Source organism: Dickeya lacustris (genome assembly GCF_029635795.1).
Classification (GTDB): domain Bacteria; phylum Pseudomonadota; class Gammaproteobacteria; order Enterobacterales; family Enterobacteriaceae; genus Dickeya; species Dickeya lacustris.
The window spans coordinates 1,365,807-1,385,008 of the sequence record NZ_CP114280.1; the positions used below are offsets into that span (position 1 = coordinate 1,365,807).

Annotated in this window: 12 protein-coding genes; 1 reads left to right on the top strand and 11 read right to left on the bottom strand. The window is 52.3% G+C overall.

Features of this window, described 5'->3' with window-relative positions:
• Positions 1-186: 186 nt before the first annotated feature.
• The 10 genes from O1Q98_RS06100 to sulA all read right to left on the bottom strand — a co-directional run bounded on the left by O1Q98_RS06100 (position 187) and on the right by sulA (position 16,097).
• Positions 187-1,149: a glutathione S-transferase family protein gene (locus O1Q98_RS06100; RefSeq protein ID WP_125260261.1), complete on the bottom strand. Its 963-nt coding sequence runs from the start codon at positions 1,147-1,149 to the stop codon at positions 187-189.
• A 126-nt stretch (positions 1,150-1,275) separates the two neighbouring features.
• Entirely contained in the window at positions 1,276-2,013 is a 738-nt protein-coding gene (gene baeR / locus O1Q98_RS06105; RefSeq protein ID WP_125260260.1) for an envelope stress response regulator BaeR, read from the bottom strand.
• A 5-nt stretch (positions 2,014-2,018) separates the two neighbouring features.
• Positions 2,019-3,386, bottom strand: coding sequence for an envelope stress sensor histidine kinase BaeS (gene baeS, locus O1Q98_RS06110; protein WP_125260275.1), 1,368 nt, complete (start codon positions 3,384-3,386; stop codon positions 2,019-2,021).
• Complete coding sequence (gene mdtD / locus O1Q98_RS06115) at positions 3,386-4,801, bottom strand: multidrug transporter subunit MdtD (protein ID WP_125260259.1); 1,416 nt, start codon at positions 4,799-4,801, stop codon at positions 3,386-3,388. Before mdtD ends, baeS begins: the two co-directional genes overlap by 1 nt.
• A gap of 138 nt (positions 4,802-4,939) precedes the next feature.
• Positions 4,940-8,026 carry a multidrug efflux RND transporter permease subunit MdtC gene (gene mdtC / locus O1Q98_RS06120; protein WP_125260258.1) on the bottom strand — a complete coding sequence of 1,029 codons (3,087 nt, stop codon included), beginning with the start codon at positions 8,024-8,026 and terminating at the stop codon, positions 4,940-4,942.
• Positions 8,023-11,151, bottom strand: a complete 3,129-nt coding sequence (locus O1Q98_RS06125) for an MdtB/MuxB family multidrug efflux RND transporter permease subunit (protein WP_125260274.1) — start codon at positions 11,149-11,151, stop codon at positions 8,023-8,025. Before O1Q98_RS06125 ends, mdtC begins: the two co-directional genes overlap by 4 nt.
• A 20-nt stretch (positions 11,152-11,171) precedes the next feature.
• Positions 11,172-12,413 (bottom strand): MdtA/MuxA family multidrug efflux RND transporter periplasmic adaptor subunit, encoded by a 1,242-nt coding sequence (locus tag O1Q98_RS06130; protein WP_125260257.1) that lies wholly within the window; start codon positions 12,411-12,413, stop codon positions 11,172-11,174.
• A 221-nt stretch (positions 12,414-12,634) separates the two neighbouring features.
• Positions 12,635-13,816 (bottom strand): NupC/NupG family nucleoside CNT transporter, encoded by a 1,182-nt coding sequence (locus O1Q98_RS06135; RefSeq protein ID WP_125260256.1) that lies wholly within the window; start codon positions 13,814-13,816, stop codon positions 12,635-12,637.
• A 357-nt stretch (positions 13,817-14,173) separates the two neighbouring features.
• Positions 14,174-15,238 carry a porin OmpA gene (gene ompA / locus O1Q98_RS06140; protein ID WP_125260255.1) on the bottom strand — a complete coding sequence of 355 codons (1,065 nt, stop codon included), beginning with the start codon at positions 15,236-15,238 and terminating at the stop codon, positions 14,174-14,176.
• Positions 15,239-15,602: 364 nt separating this feature from the next.
• Positions 15,603-16,097 (bottom strand): SOS-induced cell division inhibitor SulA, encoded by a 495-nt coding sequence (gene sulA, locus O1Q98_RS06145; protein WP_125260254.1) that lies wholly within the window; start codon positions 16,095-16,097, stop codon positions 15,603-15,605.
• A 218-nt stretch (positions 16,098-16,315) separates the two neighbouring features.
• Here sulA and O1Q98_RS06150 point away from each other — a divergent pair, with 218 nt between their 5' ends.
• On the top strand, positions 16,316-16,957 hold the full coding sequence (locus O1Q98_RS06150) for a TfoX/Sxy family DNA transformation protein (RefSeq protein WP_125260253.1): 642 nt from the start codon (positions 16,316-16,318) through the stop codon (positions 16,955-16,957).
• A gap of 23 nt (positions 16,958-16,980) precedes the next feature.
• Here the strand turns inward: O1Q98_RS06150 and yccS are convergent, their stop codons facing one another.
• Entirely contained in the window at positions 16,981-19,197 is a 2,217-nt protein-coding gene (gene yccS / locus O1Q98_RS06155; RefSeq protein ID WP_125260252.1) for a YccS family putative transporter, read from the bottom strand.
• Positions 19,198-19,202: the final 5 nt, after the last annotated feature.

A 19,202-nucleotide genomic window follows, 5' to 3' on the forward strand; every position in this document is an offset into this window, starting at 1 on the left:
CTGCGCAATGGTTATCATCAAGAATGCGATCAAGAGTGTGATAAAGGGTGCGAGCGCGCTGTGGGTGTAGGAAGAGGGGAAATAGGTGGCGGGTGTCTCTGCGTGTGAAACCAACACGCGGTGATACTATTTTGTCACCGTGTGTTGGGTGTATCAGGCGAATAAAGCGAATAAAAGGAACGTGGGTTAAGAAAAGCGCACCCCGGCAGAAGGGCCAACGCGCTCACGCCCGTGTGGTTGCTCAAAATCCAATATCGGGCCTTTAGGGATAATTTCTGTCGGGTTCAGCCAGCGAATACCATAATAACCGGCTTTGATATGCCCGATGTTGACCGTCTCTTTTACCCCGGGCCACTGATAGAGCTCGCGCAGATACCCGGTAAGCTGCGGGTAATCCTCCAGACGACGCAGGTTGCATTTAAATGCGCCGTGGTACGCCGCATCAAAACGAATCAGTGTCACAAACAGCCGCCAGTCTGCTTCCGTTAGCGTATCACCGGCCAGATAACGGTGCTGCCCAAGGTGGGCCTCTACAGTCTCTAATGCGTTAAACAGATTAACGACAGCCTGTTCATAGTGTTCCTGTGTTTTGGCAAACCCGGTTTTATACACGCCATTATTGATATGGTCATAAATCAGGCTGTTCCACTGGTCGATGACCGGTTGCAATGCGGGGGGATAAAAGTCCAGCGTGTTGCCGGTCAGTGCATTAAATGCTTGATTAAAAAGGCGAATAATCTCTGCTGATTCATTATTGACGATGCGGCCTTCTTGCCTGTCCCACAATACCGGTACGGAGACTTTGCCGGTGTAGTGCGCATTGCTGGCGGTATAAAGCTGATGCAGGTAACGTACCGGCCCGATGTTATCACCCGCATCTTGCGGTATGCTGAATTCCCAGCCCTGATCGCCAATACGTGGTTCCGCCACCGATAAGTGCACCACGTGTTGTAACCCTTTTAGGTTGCGAAAAATCAGCGTGCGTGATGCCCACGGGCACAAATACGAGACAAACAGGTGGTAGCGCCCTGCTTCGGGGGCGAGCTCGGTATCACGAAACCGGGTTTCCTGACGATGAAACGCCCCGCCTTTGATCTCTTCAGCCGCGACATCGCCGTCAACCCATTTGCCATCCACTAATCCCGACATACTCATCCCCATCATGGTTATTATATTGATGACTATGCTAGCAGTTGGAAACGAACTGGAAATTGCAAATTTTTAACCGAGTCAGACAGTATCTTTGATGAGCGCTTGCCGACTCGCCAGATTGGTCTATTCCGGCGTTTCCTGGCTGGCGGCGGCTTCCCAGCGATAGCCCATACCGTAAACGGTGCGAATGAACGAGGTTTCCTGGTCAAACATCTCAAGCTTACGCCGCAGGTTCTTAATGTGGCTGTCGATCGTTCTATCCGTTACCACCCGATAATCGTCATACAGGTGATCGAGCAGCTGCTCGCGTGAAAAGACGCGTCCCGGTTCGGCTGAGAGCGTTTTTAACAGCCGGAATTCGGCTGGCGTTAAATCGAGCTGCCGACCCAGATAGCTTGCCTGATAACGATGCTGGTCTATCAGTAACGCAGACACGGCATCATTGGCTTTCGGTTCATGTTGCCAGCGGCAACGGCGTAGCAAGGTTTTCACCCGTGCAACCACTTCGCGTGGGCTGTAGGGTTTACAAATATAATCATCCGCGCCAATTTCCAGCCCCAGTAGCCGGTCAATCTCATCGCTGCGTGCTGTTACCATAATAATAGGAACGTTGGAAAAGCCACGGATTGCACGGCAGAGCGTTAACCCATCACGGCCTGGCAGCATTAAGTCCAGCAGAATGAGTTGGCAGGGATGTTCGCGCACCCAAGGTTCAACCTCTTCACCCTGCGTTAACCAGTGGGTGGCATAACCTGAGGCTTGCAGATAATCCACCAGCAACTGCCCAAGTTTGGGTTCATCTTCTACTATCAGTACCGGCAAGGGGTCATCACCGGTTGAGACAAACGACGATGCAGTCATGTTAGTTACCTGTTCTGGTAGAGGTGTAAAGGTAGCTCGACGGTGAGGTGTACGCCGCCGAGTGGTGAGTGGCCAGCATACAGCCGCCCTTCGTGCGCCTCAACGATGTTGGCGCAAATGGCAAGCCCGAGCCCAGAGCCTCCGCTGGCGCGGTTGCGCGAGCTTTCTGCACGGTAGAACCGCTCAAAAATGAGTGATAGCTGCTCATCGGTAATACCGGGCGCGCTGTCATGCCAGTGGATAACCAGCCACTGCGGACGTAGCTCTGTCTCTACGGTTAATCTGCCGCCTTCATCGGTATAGCGCAGGCTATTTTCCAGAAAATTATTAAAGAGCTGGCTTAGGCGATCCGGGTCGCCAAAGACGACGGCTTGTGGATGCAAGTGGGTGTGAAGCGCTATCTGTTTATGCTGAAAACGTTCGTTAAACGCAGCAACGGCCACTTGCAGCAGGGTAGAGACATTTACTGCGCTTTTACGATAAGCCAGCGCACCGAGGTCGGACAATGACAATTGATGCAGGTCATCCACCAGTTTTGCCAGCATGACCACTTCTGCCTGTAATGAGCTGAATGCGGCTGTATCGGGCTTGCGCACGCCATCTTGCAGCGCTTCGAGCTCACCACGCAATACCGCCAGCGGGGTGCGTAATTCATGGGAAATATCAGCCATAAATGCCCGGCGAGACTGTTCGTTCTTCTCCAGTGCCGATGCCAGTTGGTTAAAATCTTGCGCCAGCCGTCCCAGTTCATCGCGTTCATTGCCACGGACCCGAGTGCTAAAATCCCCGCCTGCCAGCTGATGGATACCATTGACCAGCCGTTTCACCGGGGCCAGCAAACCGCGAGATAATCGCCAGGTCACAACGGCGGCCAGCAAGGTGGTGAAGGCCACTATCAGCCAACTGGTTCGCTGTTGCTGCCTGTCGAAATTGATATCGGCACTGCGGGTGAGCCCTTCGACCGGTGCGCTGACAATAAAGCCTACGGTGTGCTGCTGCACAATCAGCGGCAGCGTAGTGCTATCGGCAGGGAGCGGCACCGGCGGGCCGAGCAGCCGATTACGATTGTTATCGAGTACCCAAAAACGAGTACGCCAGCCCTGTAATGCCTCATTGCTGTTTTGATCCAGTGTGCGGATCATCGAAAAAATGCCTTGATCCCGGCTACGCAGAAATTCCCAGTTGCCGTGCAACTGGTATTGTTCTTCCAGCAGCTCTTTAATTTGTACCGCACGCTGCTCATTGCCGTGGCGAATGTAGTCGATAAAGCCCTTCTCAAAACTGAGACGGACGCCAAAATGCATGATGATCAGCACCAGCATGCAGGTAGAAAAGATAGCCAGAAACATTCTGGCCGTAATACCGAATCGCATCATTGACCTCGGGAAGTGCGTGTCAGCGTGGTCTGGGGGACGATGTCTTGCGGTGCCCGGATAAAAATCAGCGCCGGGAAAGCCATCACTGCGGCCATACAGAGATAGGTATAAAGAAAGACGTCGTGAGTGTGTTCTGCGCCTGCTACCAGGTGTGTCTGGGCAAAAAAGCCCAGTAACATACCCGCGAGTGTGACGCCCATACTGGTTGAAAGCTGCATCGACATCGACAGCAGACTATTGCCACCGCTGGCTAGCGTGTCGGGCAGGTCTTTGAGTGTCAGCGTGTTCATGGTCGAAAACCGGATGCCGTTTACCATGCCGACCAGTAGCAGCACCACCGGCATCATCCACTGCCAGCTCATCATCGCCACCAATGCAAACAGCAGTGTCGCCAGTGCCAACACCAGCGTAGAAGCCACCAAGACGTTGCGATAGCCGAAGCGGTTAACAGTCATCACGACCAGCCGTTTCATGCCCATATTACCGAGCACCAGGGGGATCATCATCATACCGGCATGGAACGGTGAATAACCGAGGCCGAGTTGTAAAAATACCGGCGTCATGAATGGCAACATACCGCTGCCGATACGCGCCAGCCAGCCGCCAACCAACCCGATGCTAAAGCTGTGCGTGTCAAACAAGCGCAGATTGAACAACGCGCGCTCGTTTTCTCTTGCATGCAGCCAGTAGGCCAGCAATGCCAGTAACCCGATGAATACCAGTACGGATAACGCAAGCGTAGATAAACCAAGGCTTTTTTGCCCATCAAGCGCCAGCGTCAGGCTGCCCATCGCCATGACCAGATAAAGAAAACCCGGTAGATCAAAACGACGCGCAGGCAGGGTAAAATTGGGCATCAATAACCAGGTGGCGAGGGCACCTATCACGCCGACCGGGATATTAATCAGGAAGATCCAGTGCCAACTGGCATATTGCACCAGAAATCCACCGAGCGTCGGCCCCATCAATGGCCCGATTTGCCCAGGCAGCGTCACGAATGTCATGGCGGCCATGTATTGATCGCGCGGCACCAGTTTCATCACCGTCAGGCGGCCAATCGGCACCATCATCGCGCCGCCAATGCCCTGAATGACGCGGGAAAACAGTAACGCATCCAGTGTTTGTGAACGGGCGCAGAGTAACGAGCCCAGACTAAACAACACAATGGCGGAAAAGAAGATATTACGCACACCGAGCCGGTCGGCCAGCCAGCCGCTGGCTGGCAGCACCATGGCGACTGTCAACACATAAGCGACAATCACGGAGTGCATACTCAGCGGGCTTTCATTGAGGCTCGCTGCCATGGAGGGCAGGGCGGTGTTGACGATGGTGGTATCCAGCGTCTGCATGAAAAAACCGAACGCGACAATCCATAATTGCCAGCGCACGGAGGCCGGCGGTTGTGTGGTCATGCTACAGGCAACTCCCGGGAAGGCATGGCTCCCTGAACAGGCCGGGGGAGCCCCGGCGCATATTGGATGACGGCGCGCGATATTGCCGCAAAGCCTGATTGAATGAGCGTACCAGCCAACCGATCATTTCTCATCGCATCATGCCGATGGTTCACGTTGTTCGCGGTTTTTTGTTCTGCGCAAACGCTGGCTGAGACCATCAAAGAACAGGTACACCACCGGTGTGGTATAGATGGTCAGTAACTGGCTCATCACCAGTCCCCCGACAATAGTAATACCCAGCGGCTGGCGCAACTCAGAGCCATCGCCGCTGCCCAGCACCAGCGGTAGTGCGCCAAACAGCGCGGCCATGGTCGTCATCATAATCGGGCGAAAGCGCAGCATGCAGGCGCGAAAAATAGCCTCCTGCGCCGATAACTTGCCATCTCGCTGCGCCACCAGCGCAAAATCCACCATCATGATGGCGTTTTTCTTCACGATACCAATCAACAGCAGGATGCCTATCAGCGCAATCAGGCTAAAGGGTTTGTTAAAAAGCTCCAATGCCAGTAAAGCGCCGACACCGGCAGAAGGCAGCGTTGAGAGAATGGTGAGCGGGTGCGCCACATTCTCATACAAAATACCCAAGACGATGTAGACCGTAATAATCGCGGCGATAATCAGCACCATTTGTGAATGCTGCGATTGCTGAAAGGCGAGCGCCGTACCGGCAAACTGGCCGCGAATCGAAGGCGGCACGCCCAGTGAGGTCATGGTGCGTTCAATGGCGGCCGTGGCATCCGACAGGCTGGCCCCTTCCGGTAAGTTAAACGAAAGTGTGGCAGCGGCGGACAGCCCCTGATGGTTAACCGCAAGCGGCGTATTGGCCGGACGCCAGCGGGCAAAAAACGATAACGGGATCGGTTTATCGTTATTATTGATGACAAACATCTTATCGAGCGAGGTGGGGTCTTGGGTGTAGGCCGGGTCAACCTCCATCACCACTTTATACTGGTTCATCGGCTGATAAATGGTGGAGATTTGCCGTTGACCAAAAGCGTTATTCAACAACGCGTTGACGCTGGATACATTAATCCCCAGACGGGCCATCGCATCTCTATCATATTCCATCATCAGCTCTGCCCCTTTGTCTTGCTGATCGGAACTGACATCCGCCAGCTCTGGCAGCTTCGTCAGGGCTTCACGAATTTTGGGCTCCCAGGTGCGTAGCACCGTCAGGTCATCAGACAACAGGGAATACTGATACCCGGCATTGGACTCACGCCCACCGATACGCACGTCCTGCACCGCCATCAGATACAGGTTGGCCCCCGGCTCATTGGCAAGCTTGGCTCGTAGCCGGGTAATGACTTGCTGCGCACTGGCATCGCGCTGTGAAAGCGGTTTGAGACTAATGAACATCGAGCCGCTATTCGTGCGCATCCCTCCGGTGAAACCGGTCACGTTCTCAACCGCCGGATCGGCCCGTACGATAGTCATAAAATCCTGAAGCTTTTGCTTCATGGCCTGAAATGAGATGCTCTGGTCGGCTTGAATAAACCCCATCAATCGCCCGGTGTCTTGTTCCGGGAAAAACGTTTTGGGAATAGTGATATAGAGCCAGACGCTCAGGCTAATCGTGCCAAGTAATACCAGCATGACCCAGCGTGTATGGTTTAGTACCCAACGTAATGTGCGGCCATACCCTTGCTGTAACCCCAGTAACAGACGGTTAAAGCCCCGGGTGCGAGGCTGAGTGCGCGGCCCATGGGCTCGCAGCAATCGCGCGCACATCATTGGTGTTAGCGTAATCGATACCAGCAGCGAGATAAGAATCGCGACTGACAGGGTGATGGAGAACTCCCGAAACAGTCGGCCCGGCAAACCGCTCATAAACAGCAGCGGAATAAATACGGCAATCAGCGACAGGCTCATGGAGACCACGGTGAAACCAACCTCTCGCACCCCTTGTAATGAAGCCTGTAAGGGTTTCATCCCCGCCTCGACGTGGCGCGAGATATTTTCCAGCACCACAATCGCGTCATCCACCACAAAGCCGGTCGCTACGGTAAGGGCCATAAGTGACAGGTTATTGAGGCTAAAGCCGCACAGGTACATAGCGGAAAAGGTGCCAATTAGCGATACCGGCACGGCGATGGCCGGGATCAAGGTTGCGCGAGCGGAGCGTAAGAATAAAAACACAACCAGAATAACCAGCGACACTGCAATGGTCAGTGAGCGTTCCACATCACGCAGCGAGGCACGAATGGTTGGAGAGCGGTCTTGCGCGATATCCAGCGTGATGGCGGCTGGCACCATCGCTTGCAGTTCCGGCATTGAGGCGCGAATGGCATCGACCGTTGCGATGATATTGGCATCCGGTGCGCGGCGAATCAGTACCAGAATCGCAGGCTTGGCGTTGGTCATCCCGGCGTTAAGCACATTCTGTACCGAGTCTTTCACCGTCGCTACGTCGCTCAAGCGTACCGCAGCTCCATTATTGTAGTGAATAATCAGTGATTTATATGCATCTGCCGTCTTCAGCGCATCATTTGTCTGAAGCTGGTAGTGCTTACTGGCACTATCAACGCTGCCGACCGGTTGGCGCACGTTCGCCTGCGCTATCGACTGGCGTACTTCGTCGAGCGCTACCCCTTGATTAAACAGAGCCTGAGGATTAAGCGATACCCGCACCGCAGGCAGTGAGCTGCCGCCGATGGTGACATCGCCCACCCCCTCGATTTGCGACACCCGCTGGGCGATTTGAGTCGAGGCGTAGTCATAGAGCTGGCCGGGGCTATAGGTATCTGAGGTCAATGTCATTATCACCACTGGCGCGTCTGACGGATTGACTTTGCGATAATAAGGGCGGCTTGGCATGCTACTCGGCAACAGGCTCTGGGCTGCGTTAATGGCGGCCTGCACATCGCGGGCCGCGCCATTGATATCCCGCTCCAGGGCAAATTGCAAAATGATGCGGGTGCTGCCGAGGGAGCTCATCGACGTCATTTCGTTTATGCCCGCAATGCGCCCCAGCGAGCGCTCAAGCGGCGTAGCCACCGACGACGCCATGGTTTCTGGCGATGCGCCAGGCAGCGACGCGGAGACGGAAATCACCGGGTAATCGACCTGCGGCAGCGGTGAAACCGGCAGTAATTGATAACCGAGCAGACCGCACAAGGCTATCGCCAGTGCCAGTAGCGTCGTGGCAACCGGACGGTGGATAAACAGCGCGAAAAACTTCACTGTATTTCCCCTTCCTGTTTTTGTGCCTGACGGCGGCGTAAACGGTGTGCCAGCCGGTCAAATAACAGGTAAATCACCGGGGTGGTAAAGAGGGTCAAGACCTGGCTCATCACCAATCCGCCCACCATACAGACTCCGAGTGGACGACGTAGCTCGGCGCCCACGCCGGTACTAAACATCAGCGGGACGGCACTGAGTAGTGCAGCCATCGTCGTCATCAGGATGGGACGAAAACGCAGCAGACACGCCTGATAAATCGCCTGATAGGGCGGCATCCCCTGCTCACGCTCTGCCGCCAGCGCAAAATCTATCATCATGATGGCGTTTTTCTTCACGATACCAATCAGCAGGATGATGCCGATAATAGCGATAATATTCAGATCGCTACCCGCCAGCATTAATGCCAACAGCGCACCGACTCCGGCGGTAGGCAAGGTAGAAAGGATAGTCACCGGATGAATAAAGCTTTCATACAATACGCCAAGCACGATATACATCGCGACAATCGCGGCGACCACCAGCCAGATAGTGCTGGTTAACGCAGACTGGAATGCCAGCGTACTGCCCTGGAAACGGGTGATGATATCGCTTGGCAATTGCATCTGTTGCTGGGCTTGTGTAATCGCTGTCACCGCATCGCCCAGCGCATAGCCGGGTGCCACATTGAATGAAATCGTGGTGGAGGGGAACTGATCGATATGGTTTATCGACAGCGGCCCTTGCCGCTCTTCAATCGTGGCGATACTGCTAAGGGGAACGGTGCCGCCGGTGCTGTTGATCAAGCGGATAGCATCAAGCGATGCCAGACCATCATTGTGGTCATGCTGTTGTTCCAACACCACGCGATATTGGTTTGACTGCGTGTAAATCGTGGAGATAAGCCGCTGCCCGAACGCATTGTAAAGCGCACTGTCTATCTGTGACATGGTGATACCAAGACGGCTGGCGCTGTCCCGATTCACTTTGACATAGCCAACGGCACCGCCTTCTTGCCAGTCGCTGCTGACATCCTGCACTTGCGGCAGCTTTTGTAATTCAGCCGTGAGTTTGGGCACCCAGGTGCTGAGTTCATCAAGCGACATGGTTTGCAAGGTAAACTGGTACTGTGTTCGGCTCACTTGTGTGTCGATAGTCAGATCTTGCACCGGTTGCAGATAGAGCCTAACACCCGGTATTGCCGCTGTTTGCTGTTGCAACCGGTCTATCACTTCCTGAATGCGCTCGTGGCGATCTTCCAGCGATTTTAGATTGATTTGCAACCGGCCACTGTTGAGCGATGGATTCGTGCCATCGACGCCAATGAATGACGACACACTCTCAACTGCCGGGTCTTTTAGAATCAGTCGGCTGACTTGCTGTTGCTTATCCACCATGCCGCTAAAAGAGATGGTTTGTGAGGCTTGCACCGTCCCTTGAATGATGCCGTTGTCCTGAATCGGGAAAAAGCCTTTCGGGATAACGATATAGAGAATAACGGTCAGAGCCAGCGTACCAATGGCAACGCCAAGCGTCACCCAAGGGTGGCTTAATACCCGTGTCAGGCCGCGACCGTAAAGGGCTATTACGGCATCGAAAAAGCGCTCGCTGGCGCGTGTAAAGCGGTTTTGATGTGTGAGCGCCTGATGACTGAGCAGACGGGCGCACATCATTGGTGTCAGCGTCAGTGAGACGACTGCCGAGATGAGGATAGAAACTGCCAGTGTGACGGCGAATTCACGGAACAATCTGCCAATAATATCGCCCATAAACAGCAACGGGATGAGTACGGCAATCAGCGAGAAGGTCAACGAAATGATAGTAAAACCGATTTCTCCCGCCCCTTTTAGCGCGGCCTGTAACGGTTTTTCCCCTTTTTCGATATAACGGGCGATGTTCTCGATAACCACTATCGCATCATCAACCACAAAACCGGTGGCGATAGTGAGTGCCATCAACGTCAGGTTATTGATGGAAAAACCAAGAAAATATATGGCCGCAAAGGTTCCGACCAGCGACAGCGGCACGGCAATGCTTGGGATCAGTGTTGCGACCGCATTACGCAAGAACAGGTAAATCACCATCACCACCAACGCGATGGCCAGCAGTAACTCGAACTGTACGTCGTCTACCGAGGCGCGGATGGTGGTGGTGCGATCGGTCAGCAGGTTAATGTCCACTGACTTTGGCATACTGGCTTTTAACGCGGGCAGCAGGCTGCGGATATGGTCTGCTGTCGCGATAACGTTAGCGCCGGGCTGGCGCTGAATATTCAAGATGATGGCTTGATTTTGATTAGACCAGGCGGCTAATCGGGTATTCTCCGGCTCTTGCTCAACGTCAGCGACATCTTGCAAGCGCACTGGCGCGCCGTTTTTCCAGCTAATAATGAGCCGGCGGTAATCATCCAACGAACGCATCTGATCGTTTGCCGATAAGGTGACAGAGCGTGATGGGCCATCAAAGCTGCCTTTTGGCGTGTTGACGTTAGCCGCCGTGATCGCCGTGCGTACATTCTCACTGCTAAGTCCATTGGCGGCCAATGCGCCGGGATTGAGTTTCACGCGCACTGAAGGACGCTGCCCTCCAGCCAGTGCCACCAGCCCAACCCCCTCAACCTGAGCGATTTTTTGCGCAATGCGCGTTTCTATCATGTCTTGTACTTGCGTCATCGGCAGCGCCGTTGACGTGACCGCCAGCGTCATAATCGGCGGATCGGCAGGATTGACCTTACTGTAAGTTGGCGGAAAGGGCAGATCGCTTGGCAATAAATTCGTTGCGGCATTAATGGCCGCCTGCACATCCTGCTCGGCGACATCCAGCGAGAGCGAGAGCTGAAATTGCAGGGTGATGACCGATGCGCCGCCCGCACTCTGGCTCGACATTTGTTTCAGGCCAGACATACTGCCAAATTGATGCTCCAACGGCGCTGTCACCGCCGAGGTCATGACGTCCGGGCTCGCGCCTGGATACAGTGTGACCACCTGTATGGTTGGATAATCGACTTCAGGTAACGCGGAAACCGGCAAGGCGCGGTAGCCGACAATCCCGGCAAGTAAAATCGCCACCATCAGTAGCGTGGTCGCAATCGGCCTGAGAATAAACAGGCGAGAGGGGCCGCCCCCCGTAACCGGCGTGGGGTCTTGCATCGGCGTCGTCGTCTCCTGCATCAGGATTTCTCCGCATTACGCTGATGTTTTTCACCGCCAGCCGTAGCCTGCGGCGCTGCTGTCGCGGGAGCCAAGACTTCAACGCGGGCACCTTCTGTCAACCTGTCGATACCGTCGGTTATCACCCGTTCACCGGCATTCAAGCCGCTGGTGACAACCGTTTGCGGCCCATATTGAATGCTGGTGGTAATAATGTGTTTACTGACCTGATCTTTATCGTTGAGTACCCAGACAAAGTGGCCTTCGTTACCCATTTGGATAGCCGATGAGGGGGCGATGACCACGTTTTGCAGCGTATCCACTTTCATTTTGATGTTGACAAACTGGTTGGGAAACAGCGTGTCATCATTATTGTCAAAGCGGGCTTTCAGTTTGACGGTGCCCGTGGTGGTGTCTATCTGGTTATCCATACTGAGTAAACGCCCCTGGGAGAGCAGTTGGCGATTGGCGCGATCCCAGGCTTCTACCGGTATTGGTTGGCCCGATTTCTGCGCTTTCAGGACGGTGGCGATATCGCTTTCCGGTATGGTAAATACCGTATCGATAGGGTGAGTTTGCGTCAGCACTAGCAAATTATCGGTGCTGGTGACGTAGTTGCCGATATCCATCTGGCGTAAGCCAACGCGACCACTAAACGGTGCGGTAATTCGGCTGTAGTCGAGCTGCAACTGTGCGCTGGCAACCGAGCCTTGATCCGATTTCACCGTCGCTTCGTATTGGCGTACCAGCGATTCCTGTGTGTCCAACTGCTGGCGGGAGACCAGGCCGGTTTTTGATAACTGTTGATAGCGTGACAGGTCTTGCCGGGCGTTGACCAGCAGGGCCTGATCTTTCGCTAACTGGCCTTGCGCCTGGGTCAGCGCCACCTCGAACGGACGGGGGTCAATTTCTGCCAGTAAATCACCGGCTTTAACTTGTTGCCCCTCCTGAAAGTGGAGAGCCATCAGTTGGCCGCTCACACGGCTATGCACGGTTACTGTGTTAGCGGCCGTGACCGTCCCCAGCGCAGATAAGTAATAGGGTACGGATGACGAAGAGGAGAGGGCTGCTTGCACCGGCGGTGGCGCTGAAGAGCCCCGGCGACCGCCTCCACTACGGTTTTGCCCCTGGCGTGTTGTTTGCTGTGCTGTTGTCGCCCCGCTTGCCGGTTCTTCTGATGGTTTGACATGCCGCCAGATAAAAAATGCTGCAACGATAGCGGCAGCCAGTATGAGTAAACGAAATAAGCGTGTGGCGTTCATAATAGTAAAAGGAACCTCCCATCAGCACAGGCAAACATAAGCCCATGAAACACTGAATATTATGATACTAGTTTAAACATCAACTGAAGGACAAAAGATGGAGGAAATGTGGAAGATATGTCAGGGTTTGTAGAAAAAAATCCCCGATGTAAGGCACATCGGGGATAGAGAACACCATTTTATGGCGTTACGTGTCATCACGCATTGGCGAGGGCCGGGTATTACAGCACCAGACCTGCTACCGCAGCAGACAGCAAACTGACCAGCGTAGAACCATAAACAAGTTTTAGACCAAAGCGAGAAACGGTGTTGCCCTGCATCTCGTTAAGGCCTTTGATAGCACCAGCCACAATACCGATAGAGGCAAAGTTCGCGAATGACACCAGAAAGACTGACAGAATGCCAACGCTACGCGGTGATAACTGTGCCGCGATTTTCTGCATTTCTATCATGGCTACAAATTCGTTAGAAACCAGTTTGGTTGCCATGATGCTACCGACCTGCAACGCTTCTGCCTTCGGTACGCCCACAATCCAGGCAAACGGATAGAACACATAACCCAGAATTTCCTGGAAGCTCAGACCGAATACTGCGCTAAACAGTGCGTTGATGGCGGCAATCAGGGCGATAAAACCAATCAGCATCGCCGCGACGATAATCGCAACTTTAAAGCCTGCCAGAATATATTCACCCAGCATTTCGAAGAAACTCTGTCCTTCGTGCAGATCGTTTAAGTGCAGCTCTTTCTCTTCACTTGTCTGGTAGGGGTTAATCAGTGACAGGACGATGAAGGTGCTAAACATATTGAGTACCAGCGCGGCAACAACATATTTGGCCTCCAGCATGGACATGTAGGCACCGACAATCGACATAGATACCGTAGACATCGCGGTTGCCGCCATGGTGTACATGCGTTTTTCGGACATCTGACCCAGGATATCTTTATAAGCGATGAAGTTTTCAGACTGACCGAGGATCAGTGAGCTTACCGCATTAAAGGATTCCAGCTTACCCATGCCGTTGATTTTGGAGAGCACGGTACCAATCAGGCGGATAACCAGTGGTAACAGTTTGATGTGTTGCAAAATCCCAATCAAGGCAGAAATGAAGACGATTGGGCACAGCACTTTCAGGAAGAAGACGAAACCATTATTGCCGATATTCCCAAAGACAAACCCTGTACCTTCACCAGCGAAAGCCAGCAGTTTATCAAATAAGCCTGCAAAGCCCTGAACAAAGCCCAGACCGGCGCTTGAGTAGAGGAAGAAGTAAGCGAGCAGAATTTCGATAACTAGAAGCTGAATAATATACCGGATGCGAATGCTTTTGCGATCGCGGCACACCAGCAGTGACAAGCCGGCGACAACAATCAGAGCCAGAATAAATTGCAGAATGTTGGACATGTTTGCTCCAAATTATGATAGGGGCCGATTTTTGGTCGTCATTTTATGTAACGATTGCGCTTAAAATGAGATGTAAGGCGCAAAAACTGAATTATATCTTGGAAATTAACCTAAACTGAAGCACAGGTCTCATAGCATTCACTTCTGCCTGAGTGATTGTCGCTATAACACAGGCTGATTGAGCGTATTTTCAGCCGGGCGTGCTCAGGGTTTGGCAATATATATCAGACAATAAAAAAACAGCCCTAAAAAAAGGGCTGTTTTTGTTAAAAGGCACTGACTTTCTCTAAGAGAACCGGCTGTTTTAACACAGCAGGCAAGCAGTCCCTTTAAGACAGTAATGACGTATCAGCGTGATTAAGCCTGAGGCTGAGTCACTACGTCTTTGATGCCTTTAACTTCGATTTCAACGCGACGATCGGGTGCCAGGCAGTCGATCAGTGCAGCGCGAGCTTTGGTGTTAGCGCAGCTAGAGCCAGAAACCGGGTTGGCTTTGCCCATACCACGAGCGGAGATCTTGTTAGAAGGAATACCTTTGTGTACCAGGTAATCAACAACAGTCTGTGCGCGTTTGGTAGACAGAGTCAGGTTGTACTGATCAGAACCCAGACGGTCAGTAAAGCCCATAACGACAACAGAGCCATCTTTCGGATCCAGAGTGCTTAACTGGGTGTACAGCTGATCCAGTGAGCGCTGGCCTTCCGGTTTCAGCGTTGCTTTGTTGAAGTTAAACAGCACGTCAGATTTCAGCGTGAAACGCTTGGTCTGTACTACTGGCGCTGGAGCGGCAACCGGAGCCGGTGCAGCAACAGGAGCCGGAGCTGGGGCAGCAGTTTCCTGACCGAAACGGTAAGAAACGCCAACGCTCAACAGGCCATTATCAGGACGACCACCAACGGTTGCTGAGTCGCCGATGTTGTTCACCCACTGATAGTCCAGACGGGTAGCCCAGTTTTTGGTGACTGCGTATTCAACACCGACTGCGGCCAGCGGAGAAACACCGGTATCGTGGTTGCTTGGGCCAGTGCTGTCTTTGCTGTCAGCGCGCCATACAAAACCACCCAGACGGGTATAGACGTCGAGATCGTCAACAATCGGGTAGCTCAATTTGGCTGCCAACTGAACGCCCTGAGCTTTGAAACTGCCATGGTTGCCTTCGGCGTATTTCATACGACCCAGCCAGTCATAGCCCATTTCAAAACCCAGGTACTGGTTTGCCTGATAGCCACCAAATGCACCAGCGCCCAACTGATTTTTGGACGGGTTGGTGACATTGTAGCCATTGCCAGTCAGGTTGGTATCGTGATACTGGGACCAACCCAGTTTACCACCTGCGTACCAAGTGTTATCGTTCGGTGCGGCTTGTGCTACGGTAGCAAAGCCAGCCAGTGCCACTGCAATCGCGATAGCTGTTTTTTTCATTTTACGCCTCATTATCATCCAAATCGGCAATTAGCGCTGAACGCTAATCCGCCTTTGGTTAAAATCCTTTCACGGAGACATTGCCCTCGGTGTAATAACTACTGCCAGTCAACTGACGTTATGATGAAGGGCAACTCCAGCGTGCTAAAGTCTACAACGTGGGGAGAAAGTTACAAGTATGATGTGACAGGCTCCTTGAAAAAACCGGCCATTCATACATAACTACTAACAATTAATCAGCGATTTTATCTGATTATTCTGAAATACCCTGATATTAAAACTTCGTGATTACAGCGCGGGCGCTGTATTTTCAGGGATGATGCTCAGAACAGGGGTTGTGGGTAAGAAAAATCCCAATATTCACTTAATGATACAATCCAGAGTGAATTCTCAGTGTGGAAAAGTGTCTTACGATTGTTTTTTCCTCTGAACGCAGGATGAACCCATAGGTATTTCCATGCAAAGCAGCGTTTTGTAACCGCACTTTTTGTTCATTATCCAGCTCGTTGTCTAACCAACACAGCACCGCGCTATAGTTGCCCGTCATCAACGCTCTCTCCATTGCGTCAACAATCGATATGGATTTAACGCGATAAAGCTCGACCATTTTTTCCAGCGGTAGGCCCGCCTGCTGCAACCACAGGCGGCTCAGTTTTTGTTGTGGTGACAACCAAAGTAACCAGCGTGATTGCGCCCCAAGTTGCTGTAAGAGCGGCAGTAACAGCGGCGTTAATAGCGTATGACCATCACTGTAAACAATTTCGCTGATAAACCCACCTGAGTTTGCCGTTGTCACTGTGCTATGGGCAGGGGATGAAGCATGACAAACGCTCGTGGTACGAATGAGTTGAGTCTGCATAAGTGTTGATCTCACAGTGATACTGTATGTAAATACAGTATCTGTTGTGTGGGCAAAGATCAATCAGAATTTCTGAAAGCGTCTCGCATAATCAGTATGTCATTGCCGCGATAACACATTTTGTCTTTGAAGATGTTGTGCGGCTGTGTTTAATTAATTGTTAAGAATGTGGATGCATTTAAAAATAAGGTTAAAACTTTCAATACAAGGAATAAGTAATGAAAAACCTATGTGAAAAAAGGATTTTGCAAGCGAAACGCGTCTTTGCGCCATTGGGTAACATTCTCTCGCGTTCTCAATTCGGTGGTTACAGCATTGCTGCTGATGGCGTTATTTTTGCTCTGGTATCCGGTGGTGAGCTCTATTTACGTGCGGCACCGGACAATGAAGATTTTTTTCTTGGCCGGCAGATAGCAAAGCTGGTGTATACCAAACGAGGTATCCCTGTGCCGTTGAATTATTATCTGGTTGGTGAAACGCTGTGGCGAGATGAAACAGCACTACTGGAATTAGGAATGCAGTCTTTACAGGGGGCCAGGCATGATAAAGCTGCCAGAGCCAGTCGTATTCGACTGAAGGATTTGCCGAATATCAATCACGATCTGGAGCGGTTACTCTGGAAAGTGGGGATCAAGAATATTGATGAGTTACACCGTTTAGGTGCGAAAACCAGCTATCTCAAATTGAGGTCTGTGAGTCAGCATTTGAGTGTGAATGTGCTGCTGGCGTTAGCCGGGGCAATTTGTGGTGTTCACCAGGCGGCCCTACCTCAAGGCGTGCGTAGCGAACTGATTGAATGGTTTGAACAGCATACGCCATCATATCGCTCAGTACGCGCCATCGCGCGTCATGAGCCTTGATGAGGCGTCTGCTGTGGTTAGTGTTACCTGTCTGCTGGCGGCGATGAAGATGATGAAGATAACGTGGCTGCTGTAGCGTGATGCGCATGGTCAATGAGCTGCTTTTTTAATTGCGTCAGTTCAGGTAACAAGCCTGTGATTAAGCGAATTTGTTGCAACACAAGCTGCTCATGGCTGTTTTTTTCTGGCGATTGCGCCTGGATGCGCTTATTCAGCGCATCTAACTCTTTCGTTAATGCTGCCGCATAGTGGCTTTGCTCCTGAGCCTTCTGGTGTAAGGCATCGCCCACATAGCAGACGGCATCGTTGAGCAACAGGAGCGTATCGGCAGAGCCAATGCGTGCGCGGTGAGCGCCGAGCGTTGAGATATAGCCGAGCAGGGTATGGTTCAGGCACATTAGGCGGAAGGCCTGCTCCAATGTGTCGGCTTGGGTGTGAGGCTCGGCAGACATGTTTGATACTACCGATGCCAGTTCTGCATCGCTGTTGTGGGCGTCCCGGCGGGCAATACGATAAGGTAGGCTGTTGTCCTTACCCTGATGATATTGCACCATAATGGCATCAAGATAGCGGCAATCATGCTCGACGGCTTTATTGATAACCGCATCCAGACGGCGAAACTTCCAGTCCGGCCAGATAAAACTCACCGCAGCCCAGGCGATAGCACAACCGAGCAAGGTATCGACAACGCGTGGAATCGCAACCTCAAGCCCCTCGCCCAACAGGTTAAAGCACATCAATACCAGCAGCGTAATAAACAGTGTCGCTTGTGCGTATTGCACCGTTCTAAGGGCAAAAAACAGCACACCACTCATGACTATCAACGCTAACTGCCCCTCTTGTGATGGAACGATATACAGTAGGGGAACGCCACATAACACGCCACCGATCGTGCCGATAATACGTAATGCGAGACGCCGCCGCGTTGCGCTGTAGTTAGGCTGGCAAACAAACAGGCTGGTGAGCAAAATCCAGTAACCGTGTTGCAGGCCGGTCAGTTGTATAATGCTGTAACCGGTACACAGCACTAAAGACATTCTTACCGCATGACGAAACAGTGCCGATTGCGGCGTAAGATGCCGACAAATGCGCAGCCAGACATCGCTCCAACCGGTAATTTTGTCTTCAGACAGCCGATTTTCTGTAGAGAGACGATGGTTGTTCCGTTCCAGAATTTGCTCTGATTGAATGTTGACCAATTGCGCTTCAATCGCCCGCAAATTGTTTAAAAGATGGCGTAATGCTTTGACTGACAAGACATCTTCACCTTGTGCCTCCAGACGATTAAGCGCCGCATCAAGATGGAAAAACGCCCGTTCGATGCGATGGTCATGCTGATATTTTTGTTGTAATAAAATCGATTGGCAAACCTGTAAGCACGCCTGAGACAGAATAAACAGCAGGCGCTGAAAGCGAAAAGGGACATCGGTATAGCGCAGAGCATGGCGCAACTGGTCGTACTGAATATGTGCAGAGCTGGCGCGTTCGTGAATATCCTGCGCGACAAAATAATAGTGCAGGGTACGGCGAGTGCCGCGCTGACCGCGATCGCCCCGCAATCGCGTAAGCAGTGAGGCTTTTGCCTGATTGAGCGTCTCAACGAGTTGGCTATTTGCCATCGCCACATCGATGAGCGGTTGGTCATTATCTTCGATATCGGGGTCGAACAGATTGGATTTGACCTCCAGATAGTGTGCCAGTTGCTGGTAGCAGCGAGCCAGATTGTCCTGCAATGGCCGGATTGGAAAGATGACGTGCCCCAACAGGGTTAGCAAGTTGTACCACAGTGCGCCCACGAGCAATAAAAACGGTTGTTGATACCAACTGCTGTAAAGCGACACCCCAAGCATGGTGTAAATCGCTATCAATAATGCGCCAAACGCGATAGTGGCATAACGCTGCCCCAGCGACCCTAACAGGATAAAACTCCAGGTGGAGAGGGCTAATCCAATAATAAATAGCCAAGGGTAGGGATACAGTAACTCAATGGATACTGAGGCAAGAAAGAAACAAGCTAATGTAATTAATAGGTTAAATACTCTTCCTGATAAACGGTCATCCAGATCGGTTAATGCGGCGGCGACAACGCCGAGCGTTAGCGGGATAGTGCTGGTTGTCACGCCAAGCCACCAGGGAACCACGGCAGTGCCTGTCAGCGCGACCAGAATACGTAAGTTGTAAAGCCAACTGCTGTTGTAGAAAAAGCGCTTTACGCCAGTATTGATGAAAGATTGCACCATGATAA